Origin of the sequence: Arthrobacter zhangbolii, assembly GCF_022869865.1 — a bacterium.
In the GTDB taxonomy this organism is placed as follows: Bacteria; Actinomycetota; Actinomycetes; order Actinomycetales; family Micrococcaceae; genus Arthrobacter_B; species Arthrobacter_B zhangbolii.
This window is the reverse complement of record NZ_CP094984.1, coordinates 2249043-2270413: the sequence shown is the minus strand read 5'-3', so window position 1 is coordinate 2270413 and position 21371 is coordinate 2249043. Positions and strand designations below refer to the sequence as shown.

General features: G+C 59.2%; 10 protein-coding genes. 7 read left to right on the top strand and 3 right to left on the bottom strand.

The features are described from left to right. Position 1: 1 nt before the first annotated feature. From MUK71_RS10550 to MUK71_RS10530, 5 genes are all read left to right on the top strand, one after another. Positions 2 to 3118: a bifunctional glycosyltransferase/CDP-glycerol:glycerophosphate glycerophosphotransferase gene (locus MUK71_RS10550; protein WP_227927616.1), complete on the top strand. Its 3117-nt coding sequence runs from the start codon at positions 2 to 4 to the stop codon at positions 3116 to 3118. Then, the gene (locus MUK71_RS10545) at positions 3111 to 5864 is read left to right on the top strand and encodes a bifunctional glycosyltransferase/CDP-glycerol:glycerophosphate glycerophosphotransferase (protein ID WP_227927617.1); all 2754 of its coding nucleotides are present in this window, start codon (positions 3111 to 3113) and stop codon (positions 5862 to 5864) included. Before MUK71_RS10550 ends, MUK71_RS10545 begins: the two co-directional genes overlap by 8 nt. Further along, positions 5861 to 8836: a CDP-glycerol glycerophosphotransferase family protein gene (locus MUK71_RS10540; protein WP_244802769.1), complete on the top strand. Its 2976-nt coding sequence runs from the start codon at positions 5861 to 5863 to the stop codon at positions 8834 to 8836. Before MUK71_RS10545 ends, MUK71_RS10540 begins: the two co-directional genes overlap by 4 nt. Before the next feature lie 136 nt (positions 8837 to 8972). Then, positions 8973 to 9689 (top strand): phosphocholine cytidylyltransferase family protein, encoded by a 717-nt coding sequence (locus MUK71_RS10535; protein ID WP_227927619.1) that lies wholly within the window; start codon positions 8973 to 8975, stop codon positions 9687 to 9689. A gap of 68 nt (positions 9690 to 9757) precedes the next feature. After that, positions 9758 to 13504 (top strand): CDP-glycerol glycerophosphotransferase family protein, encoded by a 3747-nt coding sequence (locus MUK71_RS10530; RefSeq protein ID WP_227927620.1) that lies wholly within the window; start codon positions 9758 to 9760, stop codon positions 13502 to 13504. Between the two features lie 647 nt (positions 13505 to 14151). On the opposite strand, the gene MUK71_RS10525 is transcribed toward MUK71_RS10530, so the two are convergent. The 3 genes from MUK71_RS10525 to wecB all read right to left on the bottom strand — a co-directional run bounded on the left by MUK71_RS10525 (position 14152) and on the right by wecB (position 17502). Then, positions 14152 to 15048: a GT-D fold domain-containing glycosyltransferase gene (locus MUK71_RS10525; RefSeq protein WP_227927621.1), complete on the bottom strand. Its 897-nt coding sequence runs from the start codon at positions 15046 to 15048 to the stop codon at positions 14152 to 14154. A gap of 78 nt (positions 15049 to 15126) precedes the next feature. Continuing rightward, positions 15127 to 16221 carry an XcbB/CpsF family capsular polysaccharide biosynthesis protein gene (locus MUK71_RS10520; protein ID WP_227927622.1) on the bottom strand — a complete coding sequence of 365 codons (1095 nt, stop codon included), beginning with the start codon at positions 16219 to 16221 and terminating at the stop codon, positions 15127 to 15129. 165 nt (positions 16222 to 16386) lie between these two features. Then, the gene (wecB, locus tag MUK71_RS10515) at positions 16387 to 17502 is read right to left on the bottom strand and encodes a non-hydrolyzing UDP-N-acetylglucosamine 2-epimerase (protein ID WP_227927623.1); all 1116 of its coding nucleotides are present in this window, start codon (positions 17500 to 17502) and stop codon (positions 16387 to 16389) included. Between the two features lie 612 nt (positions 17503 to 18114). Between wecB and MUK71_RS10510 the strand changes: the two genes are divergently transcribed. Then, positions 18115 to 19128 (top strand): DAK2 domain-containing protein, encoded by a 1014-nt coding sequence (locus MUK71_RS10510; RefSeq protein WP_227901575.1) that lies wholly within the window; start codon positions 18115 to 18117, stop codon positions 19126 to 19128. Further along, positions 19118 to 21346, top strand: a complete 2229-nt coding sequence (locus tag MUK71_RS10505) for an ATP-dependent DNA helicase RecG (protein WP_227927624.1) — start codon at positions 19118 to 19120, stop codon at positions 21344 to 21346. Before MUK71_RS10510 ends, MUK71_RS10505 begins: the two co-directional genes overlap by 11 nt. Positions 21347 to 21371 lie beyond the last annotated feature (25 nt).

Below are 21371 nucleotides of genomic sequence, written 5' to 3'. Positions count from 1 at the left end.
TATGCCGAACGCATCCATCCCTGCCCTGAGCAGCCTGGCCGGCAGACTCCACCCTGCACTGCGCGCGCGGCTCCGCCGGCTGGATGCCCCGGGCAACCGGGTGGCGGGGCACGGGCTGCTAAGCGTCATTGTGCCCATGTACAACGTTGCCCCGTACCTGGAGCGGTGCCTGACCAGCCTCGTGACGCAGAGCTACCGGGACCTGGAGATCATCCTGGTGGATGACGGTTCCACGGACGGGACGGCGGCCCTTGCCGCCGGCTACGCCCGGTATGACGGCCGGATCACACTGGTACAACTGGCGCACGGCGGCAACGGGCGCGCACGCAACGAGGGTATCCGTGCCGCCAGCGGCCGGTTCCTCACTTTTGCGGACGCCGACGACGTCGTACCCTCCGATGCGTACGCGACCATGGTCGCCCACCTTGCCCGCAGCGGTTCGGAGTTCTGTGTGGGATCCTACGGGCGGATCCGCGGCAATAAACGCACCCCGGTGCGTCTGGCCGAACGGATCCATTCGCAGGAGCTCACAGGGATCCGGCTGGAGGACTGCCCCGAGGCAATTGATGATGTGTTCCTGTGGAACAAGGTATTCCGCCGCGACTTCTGGAACCGCTGCGTAGGGCCCATCCCCGAAGGCATACGCTACGAAGACCAGGAAACCACCAGCCGCGCCTACCTCCGGGCCGAGAGCTTCGACATCCTGCGCCCCGTGGTCTACTGGTGGCGGATCCGTGAGGACGGGTCCTCCATCACGCAGGCCAAACACCTGCTGGAAGACCTGCAGGACCGGCTCGCCGTGGCCCGGGACGTCACTGCCCTGTTCCGCGCCGAAGGGATCCCTGCGGTGCAGGAGCACTGGTATCAGCGACTCCTGGGCAGCGACATGGTCCCCTACATTGAGCAGGTGCCGGATGCCTCCGACGAGTTTTGGCAGCTGCTCCGCCACGGCGTCCAGGACCTCTACGCCGCCGGACAGAAACACCTGGCCCGGATCGACCCGCAGGCACGGGTGCTTCTCTTTCTTGCAGCCAACGGTCACAGGGAGGACATCCGGTGCGCCGTGGTGGACCGGATCAACAACGGTACAGCCAGTCCGCTGACGTTTGACGGCGGGCGGATCTTCGCGGAGCCGCCGCTGCTGGACGCGATTTCCACACCGATAGACCGGGACCTCCTGGAGGTGCAGCCCAGCCTGCTCGAGCTGGTGGTGGAGCTGGACGAACCCGTGCCGGCAGTCTCGGGGCGGATCTCGGTCAGCGGGCACGCCTACCTGCGCAACGTGGATTTGCACAGTAACACTCTGGACCTGCACGTCACCGCCCCGGAGGCCGAAGTCCTGTTGTTCACGCGCCGGACCGATCCTGACATCGATCTGTTCTCCGGGGACCGGAACTGCAGCTATGCGGCCTCCGCGTTCACGGTGGAGTTGAACGCCCCGGGAGCGGAACTGATCGTAGGCGCCGAGGTGGCCGGTCACCGAGTGGAACGGTTGGTTCCCGTTCCGCGACCGGCGGTGAAGCGGCAACCCGGTTCCGGACCCGCGGTGACCGCGCTGTCTGTGTTGACCCGCAACGGTGTGGACGAGCTCCGGTTCATCGTCGAGGGGGCGCCGGCAGATGCCTCGTATGCACTGGCGACGGCGCGGTTCACCCTTCCGGCCGAAGTCCTGGACGGACATGACGGGACGCTTCAACTCCGGGTGCCGCTGGCCACCCGACGCTGGGGGAGGGAACTGCCGGCACCGCCGTCGGGCTCCTACACCCTGCGCCTGAGCCGCACGGGGGGAGTGGCCGGCCCCGGCGATCCGGCCGTTCGGGTGGATGAAAGCACCGCCCGAAGCTTCCGATCGGAACTGCTTCCGGGAGCACGCGTCCGGGGACTCAGGACTGCCTCCGGTGCGATGGCCGTGAGCATCGGCGCCCCGCTGGCCGATGAAGAGACCGGTACCTTCCACCAGTACCGCCTGCGGCGGGAAAGTTTCGGCCCCGCGGCCGTGCGCCGCACGCGCCCCGGCATCTTCTTTGAGAGCTTCGGTGGCAAGAACTGCACGGACAGTCCGAGGGCCATTTCCGATTATTTGGCCGGGGAAGGTTTCGACGAGCCGCTGTACTGGTCCGTGGCCGACCGGTCCGTTCCGGTGCCGGAGTACGCGGTGCCGCTGCTGCAGGGATCTGCGGAGTGGTACGACAAGCTGGCGTCCGTCCGGGTGCTGGTCAACAACAACAACTTCCCCTGGTACTTCCGTAAGTCACCAGGCCAGTTCTACCTGCAGACCTGGCACGGGACGCCGTTGAAGAAGATAGGCCTGGACATTCCGCAGCACCTGCTTTCCCTGTCCTACCGGGACCTGATGGAACGCGAGTCCCAGTGGTGGGACTTGCTGCTGGCGCAGAACAAGTTTGCGGCCGGTGTCCTCCCGAAGGCCCTCGGTTATACGGGTGAAGTACTGACGGCAGGATATCCGCGGAACGACGCACTGCTTGCCCCGGATGCCGCAGAGACACGCCTCCGGGTGCGGACACTGCTTGGGGTTGCACCCCACCATAAGGTGCTGCTGTACACCCCCACCTGGCGGGACGCTGTGCGGGACGGGGCGGGCCGGTCCGACTGGATAGGTTTCCTGGACGTTGAGGAAGCCAGCCGCCTACTGGGACCGGACTACCGCTTCCTGATCCGCGGGCACCACAACGTGGCTGGTCAGCGGAATATTGATCCGCACCCCGCGGTCATTGATGTTACGGAGTATCCCGAGCTCAACGACCTGTACCTCGCTTCGGATGCCCTTGTCACCGACTATTCATCCGCGCTCTTCGACTACGCGGTGCTCAACCGCCCGACCTGCCTGCTGGTCCCTGATCTGGACGAGTACCGTCGGACCCGGGGGTTGTACCTGGAGCCTGCCGCTGACCTGGGCCGGCTGCCGGTAGTATCCACGACGGTTGGGTTGGTCATGGCGCTACAGGCACCCCAGTATGACTCCATGTCGCAGGCGCCGACGTCGGACACGAATTTCGCATCCATCAGTATGGGCGTATCCGCTGCGGTGGCAGCGGAAGCCCTGCTGACGGCTGCCGCTGCCTGCCCCAAGAATGCAACCGGAGACCATTGTGGCTAAAGGCCAATTTTCCCTGGTAGTAGCGCTTTATAACGTCGCAGAGTACGTACCGACGTTTCTGAAGTCGCTGGAAATCCAGACCTATCCCGTGCAGGATTTGGACATTGTTGTTGTGGACGACGGTTCCACGGATGAATCGGCTGCCCTGGTGACCCGGTGGGCCGAAAACCGGGAAAACGTCCGTCTGGTCCGCAAAGTCAACGGCGGGCCGGGGTCCGCCCGCAATGTCGCCCTCGATCTGGTGAAGAACACGTGGGTAACCTTCTGCGATCCCGATGATGCCTTCCATCCCGAGTATTTTGAGCGGATTGCGGCCTTCATTGCACGAGACACACAGCAATCCGCACAAATGCTGGCCGGACGGCTGGTGCAGTTTAACGACGTTTCGCTCGAGACATCGCAGGGGCACCTGCTCAACCGAAAATTCCGTCTCGGGGACCAACTGGTGGATCTGGACCTCAACCCCGAGTACATCCATATGCACGGCCCCACGACTTTCCTCCGACGCGAGGTTCTCGAAGTACACAAGCTTCGCTTTGATGAACGGATCCGACCGAAATTCGAGGACGCACACCTGATCGGGCGGTATCTGGCTGCAGCCGAACGTCCCGTCATCGGGCTGGTTGCGTCAGCCAGCTACTACTACCGCCGTCAGCGCAACAGCGGAGCATCCCTTGTCCAAGGCACATGGGGTGATCCCCGTGCGTACAGCGACCTGCCCGAACATGGCTGGTTGGGGATGCTGGAGGCCACGCAACGCAGCCGGGGCCGGATACCGCAGTGGGCACAGTACATGGTGCTTTATGACCTGGTGTGGTTCTACATAGATGACAAGCGGATGCACAGCGATACCGGGTCCGCCACACCTGAGCAGCAGGGAAGCATGCACCGTCTGCTGGAGAGAATCATCGCCCTAATAGACCTCGAAGTCATCGATACCTTCAGCGTGGTGAGCCAGGGATGGCTGTTCCACAACATTCTTCGCGGCTATTACAAAGGGCTGCAGGACGCCGAACACCCGGTCCTGCAGGGAACTACGGACCCGGACCAGCAAGTCACCACCTACCACTACCTCTTTCAGGGCTCCTTACCCGACGAAGAATTCAGAGTAGACGGTCTTCCAGCGGTGCCGGTGTCAGCAAAGGTGCTGGAACACCGGGTGCTTGGACGGGTGCTCCTGCGGGAACGCATCCTGGTGCTCCCGATGGGCAAAGACACCAGGATTGCGCTCGATGGCTCACCGGGGCATGTTACGACGGACCGCGGCGTGCCGCTGCTGCCCGGACGCAAACCCAAACCTGCGCCCTACCTTCGTCTGGCGGCAGCCACCCCGGCCCGCAACGGTACGTCTTCGATTGGAACTGGGCGGGTGGGCAGGAAACTGGCCAGGGCACGAACCAGCCTCACAATCCGGCGGGTCCTCACCGGGCATTCCCGTCCGCGGACTGCGGCCGAGACTGCCGACAGGCTTGTCCGGCGCCAGTTTGCAGGCATCAAAGCGAAACGACAGACTGCGGCTGATGCTGCCCTGATCCGCAAGGCACACAGCGAAAAGGCCCGCACGCTCTACCAAGACGCATGGCTGCTCATGGACAGGACTGACCGGGCCGATGACAATGCTGAGCACCTCTACAGATACCTGAAAAAGCACCGCCCGGATATCAACGCTTTCTTCGTCATCAAAAAAGACTGCCCGGACTGGGCACGGTTGGAATCAGAGGGGTTCCGGATGGTCCCGTACGGCTCAGATGAGCTGGTGCTGCTGTATCTGAACGCCATCTACAAATTGTCTTCGCACGCCAACTGGTATGTGGAGTATCCCGTGCACCGGAAGCGGTTTGGCGACGGAAACGCGAAGTTCGTTTATCTTCAGCATGGCGTTATCAAGGATGACATGTCCCGATGGATCAACGGGAAGAACATCTCCATTATGGTGACCACCACCCGGGACGAACATGAGTCCATTGCTGGCAACAACAGCGTCTACCGTCTGTCAACCCATCAGGCCAAACTCACCGGACTGCCGCGCTACGACGCGCTGCGGACGGCTGCCCTTCAAAGCCCTGTATCCGAACGCCGCAAAGTACTGATTGCGCCCACCTGGCGCCAGTATGTGAAGAAGGTCATCGAAGTCTGCGCCACCCCCGAGGAAGCCGCTGCTGCCTTCGAATCGACCGATTTTGGAGCAGCCTGGATGGCGCTGCTGCGTTCACCGGAGCTGAAGGAACTCAGCGCCAACCAGGGTCTGGACGTTGTGTTTATGCCGCATCCTGAGTTGGAATTCGTGGTTCCCCATCTGGACCTGCCGGAATACGTACAACCGGTCCGGTACCGCGATGTCAGTGTGCAGGCCGAACTCGTCGAGGCGCACACCATGATTACAGACCATTCCTCAATCGCCTTTGACGCCGCTTACGCCGGCAGCAACCTCATCTACATGCAGTTCGACGGGGACGAGATCTTCCGCGGCAAGCACGTTTACCGCAAGGGGTACTTCGACTACGCCCGGCACGGCTTCGGACCCGTTGTACAGGACGCACCCGGGGCACTGGCCGAACTCGAACGCGTAGTTGAAAGGGAACTTAGACGCGAGAAACTGTACGAGGACCGGGTACGGGAAACCTTCCCCTTCTGGGATTCGGGGTCTTGCGCCAGGATTACCGCAGCCGTCGAGAATCTTGGACGTCCTTGGAACCGGCAGGTTTCCGTCGAAGAACTGCCGCACACCGAAGGGCGGTCCGTATGAAGGGCACACATTGGCTCAAACAGGGTGTCAGGGGCCTCTTGGGCCGGGCGCCGCGGCAGACGCTTGAAGTCTCTTCAACGTCACCGTGGGTTGCACCGGAACTGCCGCCGGTCCCAGTGCCCGGTCCCGACACTGCTGCGCTGGCATCGTGGCTGCAGGAGGCTGCAGCCATTGCCGAGGCCGTGAACGCGGAAACAACCGAAGCCCGGGCCCGGCAATGGTGTATTGATCGCCTAGAAGACCTGCAACCCCACGTGGAGTATCTCCAACACAGCGGAGAGGAGCATTTTATGCTCCTCCAGAAGTTCATCGCCGCAGTGATTCAAGGGGTAGGCGGCACGGAGGTACTGAGGTCGCTGGGCGTTCACCAACGAGTACTGCTCTCGTTGACCGCCGATGGACGGCGCGGCGACCTCCTGCTGGTGCTGGCGGACTTACAGGACAACGGCAGGAGCTATCGCACCGAAGCAACATCAGATCCGCAGGTGGCCGGCAGCCGGGCAGCCGCACCAGGGTACCTTGTGTTGCTTTCGGAACCGATTGATTCCCGGTTGCTTAGCCTGGGGGCCGTTGATCTGCCCGTGAAGGCGCAACTCACCCGCTTCGAGTGGGCAGAGCAGGGGACGCTGACCATAGGAGCGTGGGCCTATCTGCCCGGGATCAACCCGGCGGATTGTGAGCTGCGGGTGGAACTCAGGCAGCAGGAATCAGCCACGGCCGTGGCGCTCGCTGTCACAAGGGGGACAGACCAGCGGGTCGACACCACGGCAGCGGACCGCTTCCGGTCCTATGCCGGCGCAGCGTTTACCGTTGAGGTTGATACTCCTGCCCTGCCGGGCGTGCAGGAGTCCGGCCGGTCCTCGGAATGGTTCTTCCACGTCACCCTGCTCTCCGAGGATTTCACTGCTTCGGATAGGATCCGGGTCCGGAACCAGGATCTGGTCCCGAGGCGCCTTCCGGTAGGGGCTTCTCTGAACGCCCGCACCCGGGCGATCGCACTGATGGACGCCGACAAGGGACTGCGGCTCAAAACAATCCGTTATTCGTGCGCTGCTTCCACGGTTCACGTTGAAGGCAACGTAGTAACCGTCGGCTTCGGCCGAACGGGCGACGTTGTGCCGGCGGCACTCTATCTTGAGGCAGAAGGGGAAAACGCACAGGAATTTCGGCAGGAAGCCAATGAACCGACGTTCACCCTCCACATGTCAAGGGACGAAGTTCCCGGCAACCAGGAGAAGCGCTGGACGGTTAAGGCACTTCTGCCCAACGGCCGGACAGTACCGGTGGGCTGGGCGGGCTCGGGATCAGATTTGTCCGCGGTTTCGGCGCCCTCGGCGGCGCTGCGCATGGAGTGCACCGGCTACGGGTACCTGCAGGTGTCCCTCCGTCCGCTTCGACTGACATTGAGCAGCGCGCGGATGGTCGACGGCGCAGGCACAGTCATCCTGGAAGGACAGACCGGTGGAGGGTACGGGCACAAGGATGCGGCCGTTCCGATGTTGATGCTGTTGACTGCCCGTAACGAGGTGCGCGCATCATCTGCCCGCTGGCTGGATAATGCCGGCCGGTTCCAAGCGGAGTTTCCGTTGGTGCAGGATAGATGGGGGTACGGGGAGTCTGCGTTGGAACCCGGCCACTACCGCGTCCTTCACCGAATACCAGAGGAATGCGGAGGCGGTGTTGCCCGGGTGCCCGCCCTCGGAGGGCTGCTCACATCCCTGCCCCTGCATCTGGGGCATGATCTGATGCACTTGGAGCTCGTAGGTGAGGGCAATGAACAGGATCTGGTCCTGCGGGTAGCGGCACCTCGAAACCCCGACGACCGCACGGCGCTGCGCCGCAGCCAGGCGATCGCGGATTATGCCCAAACCGCCGATCCCGTGGACAGCGAGATCGTCCTGTTCGAATCCTTCGACGGGAAGTCGTCATCCGACAGCGGGCGGGCGATCAGCAATGTCCTCGGCGAGCGGATCCCCCGGCTTCAGCGTTACTGGACGATTGCCGATTTCTCGGTGCCGGTGCCGCCGGGCTGTACACCCGTGCTAAGGGAGAGCCCGGAATGGTTCAAGCTCCTCGCAACCGCCGGCTATTTAGTCAACAACAACAACTTCCCGCATTACTTCCGCAAACGGCCGGGACAGTTCTACCTGCAGACCTGGCACGGTACCCCGCTCAAACGCGTAGGAACGGACACACCGATAGCCGGCACAACCGCCTCCTACCGGGCACTCATCTCGCGTGAGGGAGCAGTCTGGGACATGCTGCTGGCGCAGAACGAGTTTGCGGCCGATACTCTGGCAGCTGCTTTTGGATATCGCGGAGAACCCGCCGTCTTCGGATATCCGCGCAATGATGCCCTGGCTGCTGACACGGCGCCCGCCCGGCGTGCCGAGGCCCGGCGCCGGCTGGGCATTGAAAGCGGTAAGAAAGTATTGCTGTACGTCCCTACGTGGAGGGATAACAGAGACGCAGCCAATCCCTACCTGGATTTTGAAGCCGCAGCAGCAGGGCTGGGCGAGGACTACCTGATGCTCTACCGCGGACACCACAAAATTGCCGGTAAGCGGAAGACCACCGGGCAGGATTTTTATCTGGACGTCACTGCTCATCCGGAAATCAACGACCTGTACCTGGCCGCCGATCTGCTGGTCACCGATTACTCATCGGCTATGTTTGATTTTTGTGTGACCGGCAAACCGATGTATTTCCTGACCCCGGACTTGGCTCGTTACCGCGACTCCGAGCGAGGTTTCTACATTGATTTGGAGACTGAGGCCCCCGGACCACTGGTAGAAACCACGGAGGAGCTTGTCGCTGCAATTAGGGCTGCGGAAGCCGCCGCGGAGCCATACCGTAGCCGCCACCGGAAGTTCACGCTCCGATATCTCACTGCCGATGATGGTGCTGCGGCTATTAGGGTGGTGAATGCTGTGTGGAGCTTGACGGAGGGCACGACGTCCATCAATAGTTAACCCTTTATTCATATTGCGCGTATTCTGTCCCCGGGGAACGCGTTACATCTGACGATTGGCGGCGTGCAGCAGGGGAGCTGCGAGTACTGGTTGGGTATTTCCCCCAAGCACGCCTCTCTGATCGACAGGACATGAAATGACTGTTCAAGCTGTAATACTCGCCGCCGGAATGGGCACCAGGCTCGCGCGACCGCATCCCAAGTCGCTGACCCAGCTGGACGACGGGCGGACCATCATGACGCAGCAGGTAGAGAACCTGCGCGCAGCATTTGGGGATGAGCTTCGGCTTACCATCGTCGTCGGGTACAAGCTTGAGCAAATCTTGGAGCATGTGCCTGATGCGTCTTTCGTTTACAACGAGGCATTCGATCAGACGAATACTTCCAAGAGCCTCTTGAAGGCGCTTCGGAACTCTGCTGACGGGGGAGTCCTTTGGATGAACGGGGATGTCGTGTTTGATCCCGGCATGCTTGAGTACCTCCGCGCCGCAATTGACGAGGATCGGTCGTTTATCGCAGTGGACACCTCATCGGTCTCAGACGAAGAGGTCAAGTACACGGTAGACGAAAGCGGCTACATCAACCAGCTATCGAAGCAGGTCCGTCAGGCACTTGGTGAGGCAGTCGGTATCAACTACGTCTCATCTACTGACAAGTTACTTCTAATAAATCAGCTCGCGAGTGTGGATGACCAAGATTATTTCGAACGGGGAATCGAGCTGGCAATTGCTAAGAACGGGGCAAAATATGTCCCTATGGATATCAGCCGTTTCTACGCTGTAGAAGTAGATTTCGCAGAAGACCTGGTACGGGCAAACCAAGAGATGATAGACGCGCAGATTGTTAAGGCCTAGGTCGGCAACAGGACTAATGAGCTCTTAGGGGCGCAAGAATAGACAAACCAGGCTTGATAAGGGGAAGAATGCTGGGTTGGCAGGCAATATACGCGCATGCACGGAATTTAGAGAAAAAGAATGATTGGCAAGCAGCGGCCGTGGCTTATGAACGCCTCCTTCGCGGAGGCGAGAATGAGAATCCGAAGGTATTGTTCCGGTTGGGGCACGCCTACTTTCGATTGAATAGACTGGATGAGGCGAAGCCACTCCTAGCACGAGCTGTAGCTCTTCAACCGGAAAATGCTGCTTGGCATTACCGCGTGGGATTTGTGCTAGAACGGCAAAATCATTTCGCTGAAGCGATCCGCTACTACCGCCGCGCGTTGGAGATTGACCCGACACAGACGGCCTGGCTTCATCGCATCGAGACTTGTGAAGGGCATATTTCGAAGTCCCGTCTTGATATGGCGCTGAAAGGCAAGGGGCCCACTTGGCAAGTAGCTGAGATACTGGAAGCAGGTCTGGCGTCCCATAGTGCTGATCCTGGTTGGGCTGAACGTTTAGGGGACGCGCACTTCAAGATGGGCAGATATGCCCAAGCTGCTGATGCCTATGCAAGATGTGCACGGATCCGCCCTGAGGAAGCTAAGTATCATTTCAAAGAGGGCTGGGCGTGGCAATTAGCAGGTGACGAGAGTTCCTCTGAGAGTGCCTATAAAACAGCCGTTTCCCTGGACGCACGCTTTAGCGCACGCGAGGTCGGCATAGGCGCATTTTTCGAAGCAAGAGGCCAATGGCCCCTCGCGGCTTTGAGCTATGAAAAAACCCTGAGTTCTGGTAGAGACACGACAGAGGTGTACTACCGGCTCGGCTTGGCACGCCAGAAGACGTACGACTGGAAAGGCGCAGTTGACGCTTTCCAAGCGGGCCTCAAGGTCAACCCCGCATCTGAACGCCTGTATTGGCGCTTGGGACTCTCTTATGAGCGGATGGGCGACCTGAGGAAAGCGGAGGAGAACTATTCTCGTTCCCTAAGCAGTGTACTTCCAGGTAGTCGGTACTGGAAGTACCGTCTCGGCCATGTTTTGCGGCAGCAAGGGAAATACAAAGAGGCTTCGATTGCTTATTACCTGTCCAGGGAGGATGACCCAGCTTCATCGGCCTCGAGCGGCCTTGGAGATTCCTATCTCGAACAGGTTCTCGCACGAGATATTGAAATTGTTGAGTCGACGCAGTCAGCACAGAATCTGAAACAGTTTGGAGTCAGGGCAGAAGCGCTGGGGTGCAATATCGCGGCCGCCGATGCTTATGCCGCTGCGGCGGAGCGCAGTTCAAACTATGACGCAGACTTGTTCTTTAGGGTCGGGCGTATGTACATGTTGGGAGGACGACACGAAGAAGCCGCCTCTGCCTTCGCCGAGATTCGGCAGTTTAAACGTCCCCATGCCGTCGACACAACCCAATATATGAAGAACAAGACGCAGAAGCAGGCGATGTTCTACACCGAATACATGGAGACTCTCAGCATCCAGGACCATACTATTCTTTATGAGAGCGGTCACGGGGCAACAGTCGCTGGCAATCCATTGCACTTATTCCGCGCCGCTATCGACGATCCACGGTTCTCAGGTTTTAAACACGTTTGGGTGCTCAATAGCGAGAAGAATATTCCGGAGGAACTCGCTGGCCGTCGCGACGTTATCTTCGCACCGAGAGACAGCGATCTTTACCTGCGCTACCTCGCATCAGTGAAATACCTGATCAACGATAATACCTTCCCGCCGTATTTCATACGCAGAGAAGAGCAGTGCTACCTGAACACTTGGCACGGTACCCCCATAAAGACGTTGGGTCGCGACATCAAGAGCGGCCTCATGGACCACAAGAATGCGGCGCGCAACTTCCTCCATGCAACTCATATCATCGCCCCAAACCAGTTCACTGCAGACTGTTTAATCGATAAGTACGACGTTGCTGGATTGTTCAACGGCAAGCTAGCTGTCACTGGATATCCACGGGTGGATGCCATCCTTAACGCCACTGATGAGTCGCGCCGGGACCTGCGTGACAGGCTAGGCATACCTTTAGGAAAGAAAGTGGTTCTATACGCCCCGACGTGGCGGGGTTCGTTGGCCGACAGAAGTCTCGATAGCGACCGGCTTCTGCAAGACCTTGAAGCACTTGGGGCGGGTGATTGGCACTTCCTTTATAGGGGACACACCATGACGAGCGACAGGGCGAAGGGTGCATTGTTTGACATGCACAGTGTCCCGGCGACGGTAGATACCAATGACCTCTTGGCCATTGTAGATGTATTGATTACCGACTATTCCAGCATCTTTTTTGATTTTATTCCGACTGGGCGCCCGATCATTTATTACACCTACGACCTAGAGTCTTATGAGCGCGAGAGGGGTCTTTATTTCGATATCACCACCATGCCGGGAACGGTATGCCGTGACCTGGGCGCGGTGATTGGGGCAGTGAATGACGCCGTTTCGTCATCCCATCTACCATCCAGGACCGACGAGGACGTTCAGAAAGAACTTGAGTTTTGTCCTCGCGAGGATGGGCAGGCATCCATACGCGTCTTGGAGTTCTTCTTCTTCGGAAGTGAGGAGTGCCTTGTACCCAACCACCAAGACGGAAAACGCAAGGTCTTGATGTTCCAAGGGTCTTTCCTGCCGAACGGAATTACTACCAGTTATCTGAATTTGGTTTCCCACATCGATCAAGAAGAGAACAATGTTTACGTTGTGGTGGATCCAGACGCCTTGGCATCGAAGCCTGAGCGCCTTGAGAAGTTTGCGCAGAACCCTTCCCATATCAGAGTATTGGCTCGCGTAGGAAGTCATGTCCTTACACCAGAAGAACGCTGGGTTATCGATAAGATGAACACACAGCACAACGTCAGTACTGTCGAAATGTGGGAGATTATTAACAGGGCTTTTGCTAGGGAATTTCGTCGTGTATTCGGCGCAGCTGTCTTCGACTCAGTGATTTGTTTTGAGGGGTATGCTCGATTCTGGACGGCTCTCTTAGGCAACGCACCGATTGAGCGTGCGAAGAAGTCAGTGTATCTACACAATGATATGTACAGAGAATGGAAGAGCCGCTTTGAATACTTGGAGGCGAACTTTAGGCTTTTCCAGAACTTTGATTCCCTGATATCAGTAACGCAAAGCGTGGGAGAAGAAAACGCACTCCGGTTATCCGACGAGTTTGGCCTAGACAAGAACGCGTTTACCTTCTGCAACAACCTGGTGAACCCAGAAGAGACTCTCCGGATGGCCGAGGAACCCTTGGACGCGGATATAGCCGCGTGGGTCAATGAGGGAGATAGCCTTTTTGTGACTTTGGGTCGCCTCTCACCCGAAAAAGGACACGCAAAGCTAATCCATGCCTTTGCCGACATTGTTAAAGACTATCCCGGCGCAAAGTTGGCGATCCTTGGTGATGGCCCCCTTCACGAAGAACTACAACAGCTGATAGACCGGCTCAGACTGCAGGAGAAGGTTCTACTGGCAGGCCGCCGTATGAACCCCTTCGCGATCCTGAAGAATGCGGACTGCTTTGTGTTCTCCTCTGACTACGAGGGGCAAGGACTCGTGGTCTTAGAAGCCTTGATTCTGGACAGGCCAGTCATTTCCACGGACGTCGTCGGGCCACGAAGCGTACTCGAGGGCGGCTATGGGCTTCTTGTCGAGAACTCGGTGGATGGATTGACCCGCGGATTCCATCGTTTCTTCCGGGGTGATGTGCCCCGAGAAGCGTTTAATTATGAGGCCTATCAGAAGGAGGCATTGGACAAGTTCGCTCGTATTGCACTATAGACTTGATCCGGCTTTGATGTGGCCGCTAGCACTCCAGTATTTAGGGCTGGGCACCCCTGGGCCCGAACACAGGTAATTACTAGTCGCTTAGGCCATACCCACTCTCCAGTGGGATGCTTTTCCTCTACAACCGCTCACGGTTGGTTTGCGCCCACAGCAACGGGCGTAGCAGAAAAGGGGCTGCATTACCAAACCTGAATCCGATTCACGACGAAACCGGTAATGCGCGTTGGGTCCTGTCTAGTGGGTTCTTCTCGGATTGGAAAGTCCCGACTACCCGGTTGATGCGAGCGATTCTAAACGTGGCCGCAAGCTGTTTGAGAGTATCTCGGCTGGTGCCCGCTGACCCGACGACGGGCAGTGGCTTCTTCATCGGGACTAGTCATTCCTGAACACTTATTCTGGATTCGATGGCATATATCAGCATTGGCCTCCAGGGCCTTCTACCACGGCCAGACTGTAATCGAGGATGGGGTGGCCCAATGCGAAGTGCTTGTCGACAAGATTGAGGGGCCTGAGCCGGCACAGTACCGAGATCAGACCCCTCACAGCATATTCCCTATCTAAACGGTCCCCTAAGACCAGCATAGGCCTGCAGAAACGCAGTCTCACATCTTGCTGGACAAATTGCCGATAAAACAGAAGGCCTAATTGGACCGGGACGCAGATACAATGGGCAGTTGTTCTGGGTTGGCGGTCTTGTGGAAAACATTCGAATAACTCGCCGAAAGATGTCCTATATCGACCGCATGGCACTCACCGCCAGCCTCCGATGACAGATAACCCGCAAGTACTGAACCCGTCGGACCAAGGGCGATAAGAAAAACGTCTGTTTCCGGCATGACGTCCTTCACATCTGCCTTAATCGTTTCAAGGTGTGCATAGGCGTTTGTGGGCTCGGAATATATATGGCTCACATGAGCAACGTTATCGAACAGTTCCGGTATCAGTTCGAAACGAGAACCCCTTCCCGAAATGATACACACCCGCTTTCCATCCCATACTCGCCTCCATGCAGCAACTGCATCTTTTCCATGCCGCTCGAAGAATACGGGCCTGCTTACGTGCGTGTTGCCCCATTTTGCACGCGAAGCCTTTAAAAGCGGACCCATAACATGCCAGTTTTCCGCCCATATACCCATCCAAAGGCGGGTTGTAAAGACAGTCGGAAGGGCCAAAATCAATCGATCCGAATTCATGTCGTGGTCAAAAAGCATGTTTTGGAGGTCCCGAGCGAGAGCCGGTGACGACTGTTGAAACATGAGCTGAAATTCCGGTTGCATCATCAATTTGAGCTCACCGTCACCCCATCGGGCAATGGACCTACCAGACTCAATCTGCTGCATTGTTTCCAGCATGCTCATCTGGCGGTCCTGGATAACTGCTCGAACTTCCACCAAGACGTCGCGCATTCCGATTCGGCCTAGGACTTCCAGCATCCTATTCTGCTCACCAAGACTTGCTCGGATTGCAGAAAGGTTTTTATTCTGCTCCTGCAGTATCCGTTGCTGGCTTTCTAGCGCGGTCAGTATTTCCCTATCCATAGGGGCTCCTTATAGGTAGTAATTTTTGCAAAGATAGCATGTTGTTCCGGCCAGCCGTCTCCAGGCTTAGCGGATTCTCTAGGATCCTGTTTGTTCCAGCTGCTGCGGGTAGCATTCAAGTGCAAAATGTCCGGAGCTGCTGGCTGGATAGCCATAGCACATCATATTTAAATACATGGATATCAAGTTTAGTGATTGTGGACTGACATCCGGGTGGTCAGATATTGACGGGTGGCGGAAGTCGATAAGGCTGGTGTCCGCCGCTATACGAGAACCGAGGATTTCCCTGATGTAAGGCGACTGTGGTGATTGAGCGGAGTAAACGACGACAAAGTTGACGTTCGGTATCCCGGGACGGGAAAGCGTATCTCTTTTGTGTTGCTCCAGCATCCGGGAGAAAGTATCCTCTTTCTTCTCTGCGAAAAGACCATCGGCAGTAAAGTGAGTATCTCCGAATTTAGTTTCATAATAATGATCGTTAATCACCGGCTCGACGCAAACACACCTGTAATCGCCGATAAGGGCATGGGCTAACGCTCCGGTTGCACCCTTTGACGCTCCGTAGGTAATCACCGAGGTTTTCTTCAGATCGAGATCAGTTCGGACGGTCTCGATTAGGCCATTAATCCTCTTAGTGTTCTGCGGGACAAAAACGGTATCGAGGTAAAACGAGCCAACAACTCCGCCTATATCCGCAACGCGAAGAACTGCTGTGTCGCCCGGTAGATATTTTTGTATAGACTTAAAGTTTTGCGTGAAGTACCTGGACAGTCCTGTACCGAAAATATCGGCGCTTATCGAGGAGAAGACAACAACAAGATTCCGCGCCCGTCCACTTACGGTGGGTTTATGCAGTTTGTAGACGACGCCTTCATCCGATACCTGAAAGTCTCCATTTTTTATACTGTGCCACAATTTATCTATATGGTATTCGTACACAAATCGTACCGCTTCGTCTGCTTGTTTGTATACGTAATACCCTTCCCGAGCGAGTTTTACAATCAGCTCCTTTATGCCGGGATCTTTATGTGCCGCGGCTAGTATGGTTCGTCCGGCGAGGGCATTTGCTTCATCCATCAGCTCAATAAAAGGATACTTCTTATGCTTTAGCTGAATCAAAATTTCATGGACGGGCGCTTCGAGGTTGCATATCAGAGTGTCCGAGGAGTTCATGCTCTTATTTCGACGTCCTCATCAATATCTTGGGTAGGCAGAACGAGAATTTCAATAGAGCTTCCGTTCAACAAAGACCTTGTTTCTGCGGTTTTCCAAAGAGCGGTGGATACTGTCAAGTGTGAGTTTCCTTTTGTTTAACCTTCATGAGATATTGATGCCAGACTATCCGGCTATCAAACGTAGAAATGCTGCCACGCTCTGCGCAGCCGCTGTCCCGTCGCCGTAAGGGTTCATAGGTTCGGACATGGACCTGTATGAGTCAGCGTTATGCAGCAGACTGTCCACCTCGGTCACAATCCGGTCCTCATCCGTCCCAATAAGCTTCACCACGCCGGCCTCTACAGCCTCCGGCCGCTCGGTGTTGTCCCGCATCACCAGGACCGGGGTACCCAGACTCGGGGCCTCTTCCTGCACACCACCGGAATCGCTTAGCACGATGTGGGCCAGCGAGAGCAGCCGGGTGAATTCGCCGTATTCGAGCGGCTCGGTAACCAGCACGTTCGGCAGGCCTTCCAACGGGGGTAGCACCGCGTCGCGGACAGCCGGGTTAGCGTGGGCAGGAAAGACTATCGTCAGGTCGGGCTCGGCAGCAGCTATACGGGCAAGCGCACGGCCTATGCCGGTCATGGCGTCGCCCTGGTTCTCGCGCCGGTGGGTTGTGACCAGCAGGATTCGCCGGCCGGAGGATGCCAAGGTCTCAAGACCCGGATCAGCGAAGGGAACTTGTTTCCGAACGGTGGCCAGCAGGGCATCAATAACCGTATTGCCCGTGACAACAATGATTTCCGGGTTAATGTTTTCGGCCAGCAGGTTCGCCCGGCTGGTTTCCGTTGGCGCTAGATGCAGACTCGCTATCTGGGAGGTGATCTTCCGGTTGCCTTCTTCGGGGAAAGGAGACAGCGGGTTTCCGCTGCGGAGGCCGGCTTCAACGTGAACCACAGGGATTCCGCAGTTGAAGGCAGCCAGTGCTGCAGCCGTGGACGTGGTGGTATCGCCCTGCACGAGAACCACATCGGGACGGTTCACCGCAAAAAGCTTGTCCAGGCCGCTGATCGTCCGCACGAGGATGTCGTTAAGGGACTGTCCTGGTTCAAAAATGTTGAGGTCATGGTCCGGGCTAATACCAAAAAGGGTGTTGACCTGGTCCAGCATGGAACGGTGCTGGCCGGTGACGGTAACGAAGCAGGTCAAAGTGTCGGATGCTCGAAGCTCGGCGATGATCGGGGCCATCTTGATGGCTTCGGGCCGGGTCCCGTAAATAGGCATAACTACCGGCATAATTTCCCCACGAACACTTTCCCCTGGCTAATATTCGTCGTCAGTCTAGCGGACGGCATCACGGAACTGTGTTTTGGTGCTAATCCGTAGTCGCGCCGCTAGGCACCCAAGAGCTTCGCGAGGTTTTTTTTAGCCAAAGAGCACTAGCAGCACAATCAGTGCCGGCACTGAAATACAAACTGCTGTACTGATCAGGAGCGCAATGAATCGTTTGCGACGGTACGACTTATCTTGCGGAGGTTTTGGCGTCGCAACCGGAGCCGCTTTGTCCTTCCGTCTGGAGCCTTTCGGGCGTGCCCCGGGGCGGACGGGAGCATCCGCAGCCCGGTCCTGCGAACTCCTAGGGCCGGTCTCCGCATAGGGATCGCGCATGTGCCGGGCAGCGGCAATGTCCGGATAGTGCTTCTGGGGCATGGGTCAACCATTCCACATTCCCTCCCGAACCGGCGGCAAATCGTTATCGGCGTCTGTCAGTGCCCTGCGGTAGGCTTCCTAATGACATAAACGGTTAGCGGCAAGGACGGCGGGAACCGGACGGGATGGCCCAGATGAGCCCCATAAGCAGGAATCGGGATTACTTTGCAGACTAAGATCACCGCCAACGCGCAAGCGCTGAAGCGATGGTTGAGCAACGCAGAGGTGTCCCTGGGCAACCACAGCGACCGCCTCAATGCCATCAACATCTTCCCGGTGGCCGACGGCGATACCGGTACCAACCTGTACCTGACCCTGTGTGCGGCTACGGAAGCGGCGGCCGAGGCCGACACCGCTGACATCGGTGAACTCCTGGGCCTGGCAGGCCGCGCCGCGATGGAATCCGCCCGCGGAAACTCGGGCACCCTCTTCTCCGTTTTCCTCACCTCCATGGCCGAGCCCCTCGCCGGCGCCGTCCGGCTCTCCGCACCGCTGCTGGGCGCCGCCCTGCAGCGTGCCCAGCTGCGGTCCTGGTCCGTTCTCAGCGACCCGGTTCCGGGCACCATGCTTTCGGTCCTTGAGGCAGCCGCACACGCCGCCTCGGACAGTGAAGCCGCGATCACCGGAGATGACAGCAACGCAGGGCTGGCCCTGACCCTGCGCGCCATGATGGATGCCGCGCTGGCCGCCGTCGTGGATACCGAAAACCAGCTCGATGCGCTGACCGAAGCACGGGTAGTGGATGCCGGCGGCGTCGGCTTCCTGCTCATCCTGGATGCCCTGCGCGCGGCGGCACTGGGAGAGGAGCTGCAGGAGGAACTCCTGGACGGGCTGCACGGCTACGACGTCCAGGCCCCGCACATCCACGCGCACATGCCCCGCATGGAAGGCGTGGAAGTGATGTGCACCATCAACCTCAGCCCGCTGGATGCCGCCACCCTGCGGCTTCAGCTGGACGAGATGGGGGACTCAGTGATCATGAGCGCCGTCAGCCCCGTGGAGGACGGCTACCGCTGGCGGGTGCACGTGCACACGCCGGACGCCGGCGCCACTATTGACCTGCTGCGCCGGCTGGGTGAACCCATGAACCTGTCCATCACCGAGCTTTCGGCTGACGGGCACGAGACCCGGGAACTTCCCGTCATCACGCCTAACCCTGACTTCCCGGGCTTCCCGGGGGCAGGGGAGACCTCCAAGGCACATGGACTCTAGGCTCCCCGGGGAACTCGAATTCCCTCTGGACCGGCGGATCGGCAAGACCACCGCCAAGGCATTGGAAAAACATCTGGGCCTGAAGACCGTGGGGGACCTGCTCCACCACTTTCCGCGCCGCTACCTGGAACGCGGCGAGCTGACACCCATCGCCGAGATCCCGTTCGATGAAGACGTCACCCTGATTGCCCGCGTGCAAAGCAACAACCGGAGGCAGATGCGGGCCCGCAAGGGGATGATCGTTGAAGTAGTGGTCACCGATGACACCGATGACACCGACGGCAGCCTGGGGCAGCTTCACCTGACGTTCTTCAATGGGTTCAATGCCGCCAAGGAGCTCGTCGTGGGCAGCCGGGCCATGTTTTCCGGCAAGGTCGGCGCCTACAAGGGGCAGCTGCAGCTGACCAACCCCAGCTATGTGCTGCTGGACGAAGACGCCGTGGATGAAGAGGAAGCCAAACGGCCTATCCCCGTCTACCCGGCCGCCGCCAAGGTCGCCAGCCCCACCATCGCCAAGTCCGTGGCCATGCTGCTGGACACCCTGCAAACCGAACGGCTGCGTGATCCCCTTCCCGAGTCGATCCGGGACCGGGAGCGCCTCCTCGGCCTGACCGAGGCGTATGAGCAGATCCACCGCCCCGCCGAGGTCGCCGACGCCTACAAGGCCCGCCACCGGTTCCGCTACCAGGAGGCGCTGGTCCTGCAGACGGCACTGGCCCGCCGTCGTGCCCTGACTGCGCAGGAGGAGGCAACCGCCAGGCCGGCGGTGCCCGGCGGCCTGCTGGACCGCTTCGATCAGTCCCTGCCGTTCACCCTCACCAGCGGGCAGGCGGAGATCGGCCGGGAGCTGTCTGCGGAACTGGCCGGGGACCATCCGATGAACCGGCTCCTGCAGGGTGAGGTGGGCTCCGGTAAAACACTGGTGGCCCTGCGTGCCATGCTGCAGGTGATCGACGCCGGGGGACAGGCAGCCCTGCTCGCCCCCACCGAGGTCCTGGCGGCGCAGCACTACGAATCAATCAGCGCCATGCTTGGCCCTCTGGGCAGGGGCGGGCAGCTGGACGGGGACCCGGACGGCACCCGGGTGACACTGCTGACCGGATCCATGAACACCGCCGGCCGCCGTGCCGCCATGCTGGATGCCGCCAGCGGAGCCGCCGGCATCATCATCGGCACACACGCACTGCTGTCCGAGCATGTCAGTTTCGCTGATCTTGGCCTGGTGGTGGTGGATGAACAGCACCGGTTCGGCGTGGAGCAGCGTGACGTGCTGCGCACCAAGGGGCACAGCACCCCGCACCTGCTGGTCATGACCGCCACCCCCATTCCGCGGACGGTCGCCATGACCGTCTTCGGCGATCTGGAGGTCTCCACGCTCACCGAGCTTCCTGCCGGCCGGGCACCCATCTCCACCTTCGTTGCTCCGCTGGCGGAGAACCCCCAGTGGGAACAGCGGATCTGGGCCCGCGCCCGGGAAGAGATCGACGCCGGCCGACAGGTGTACGTGGTGTGCCCCAAGATCGGTGCCCGGGAAGATGAGTCGGGCAGCGACGTCGCGCTGTTCGATGACGACGGCGGCACCCGGGAGCGGGCGCAGCGCCAGGAGCTGACGTCCGTCACGGAGCTGACCGAATACCTCACCACCGTCCCGGCGCTGGACGGAAAAGTGGTTGCCCCTCTGCACGGCAGGCTGGACCCGGCGGACAAGCACGAGACCATGACCGCGTTCAACCGCGGGGATATCGACGTGCTGGTGTCCACCACCGTCATCGAGGTGGGCGTGGACGTTCCGAACGCCTCGCTGATGGTGATTATGGACGCTGACCGGTTCGGCATTTCCCAGCTGCACCAGCTGCGCGGCCGGGTAGGCCGTGGCGGGCTGCCCGGAACGTGCCTGCTGGTTACCCAGCTGGAACCGGGTCACCCGAGCCGGGAACGGCTTGAGGCGGTGGCCGCCACCACCGACGGCTTTGAACTCTCGCGCAAGGACCTGGAGCTGCGCCGCGAAGGCGACATCCTTGGTGCCAGCCAATCCGGCGGCCGATCCACCCTGAAACTGCTGCGCGCCGTCCAGGATGAAGCCCTCATTGAAAAGGCCCGTGCCGACGCGGTGGCGCTGGTGGCCGAGGATCCGGACCTCCGTGGATATCCGGCCCTGGACGAAGCCATCGAGGCGTACCTGAACCCCGAGGCCGAAGCGTTCCTTGAGCGGGGCTAGCAGGCGCCCCGGGCACCCTCCGGTT

Coding starts and splice junctions, on each gene's coding strand:
- MUK71_RS10550 (WP_227927616.1), top strand. CDS start 2: ATGCCGAACGCATCCATCCCTGCCCTGAGCAGCCTGGCCGGCAGACTC.
- MUK71_RS10540 (WP_244802769.1), top strand. CDS start 5,861: ATGAAGGGCACACATTGGCTCAAACAGGGTGTCAGGGGCCTCTTGGGC.
- MUK71_RS10535 (WP_227927619.1), top strand. CDS start 8,973: ATGACTGTTCAAGCTGTAATACTCGCCGCCGGAATGGGCACCAGGCTC.
- MUK71_RS10530 (WP_227927620.1), top strand. CDS start 9,758: ATGCTGGGTTGGCAGGCAATATACGCGCATGCACGGAATTTAGAGAAA.
- MUK71_RS10525 (WP_227927621.1), bottom strand. CDS start 15,048: ATGGATAGGGAAATACTGACCGCGCTAGAAAGCCAGCAACGGATACTG.
- MUK71_RS10520 (WP_227927622.1), bottom strand. CDS start 16,221: ATGAACTCCTCGGACACTCTGATATGCAACCTCGAAGCGCCCGTCCAT.
- wecB (WP_227927623.1), bottom strand. CDS start 17,502: ATGCCGGTAGTTATGCCTATTTACGGGACCCGGCCCGAAGCCATCAAG.
- MUK71_RS10505 (WP_227927624.1), top strand. CDS start 19,118: ATGGACTCTAGGCTCCCCGGGGAACTCGAATTCCCTCTGGACCGGCGG.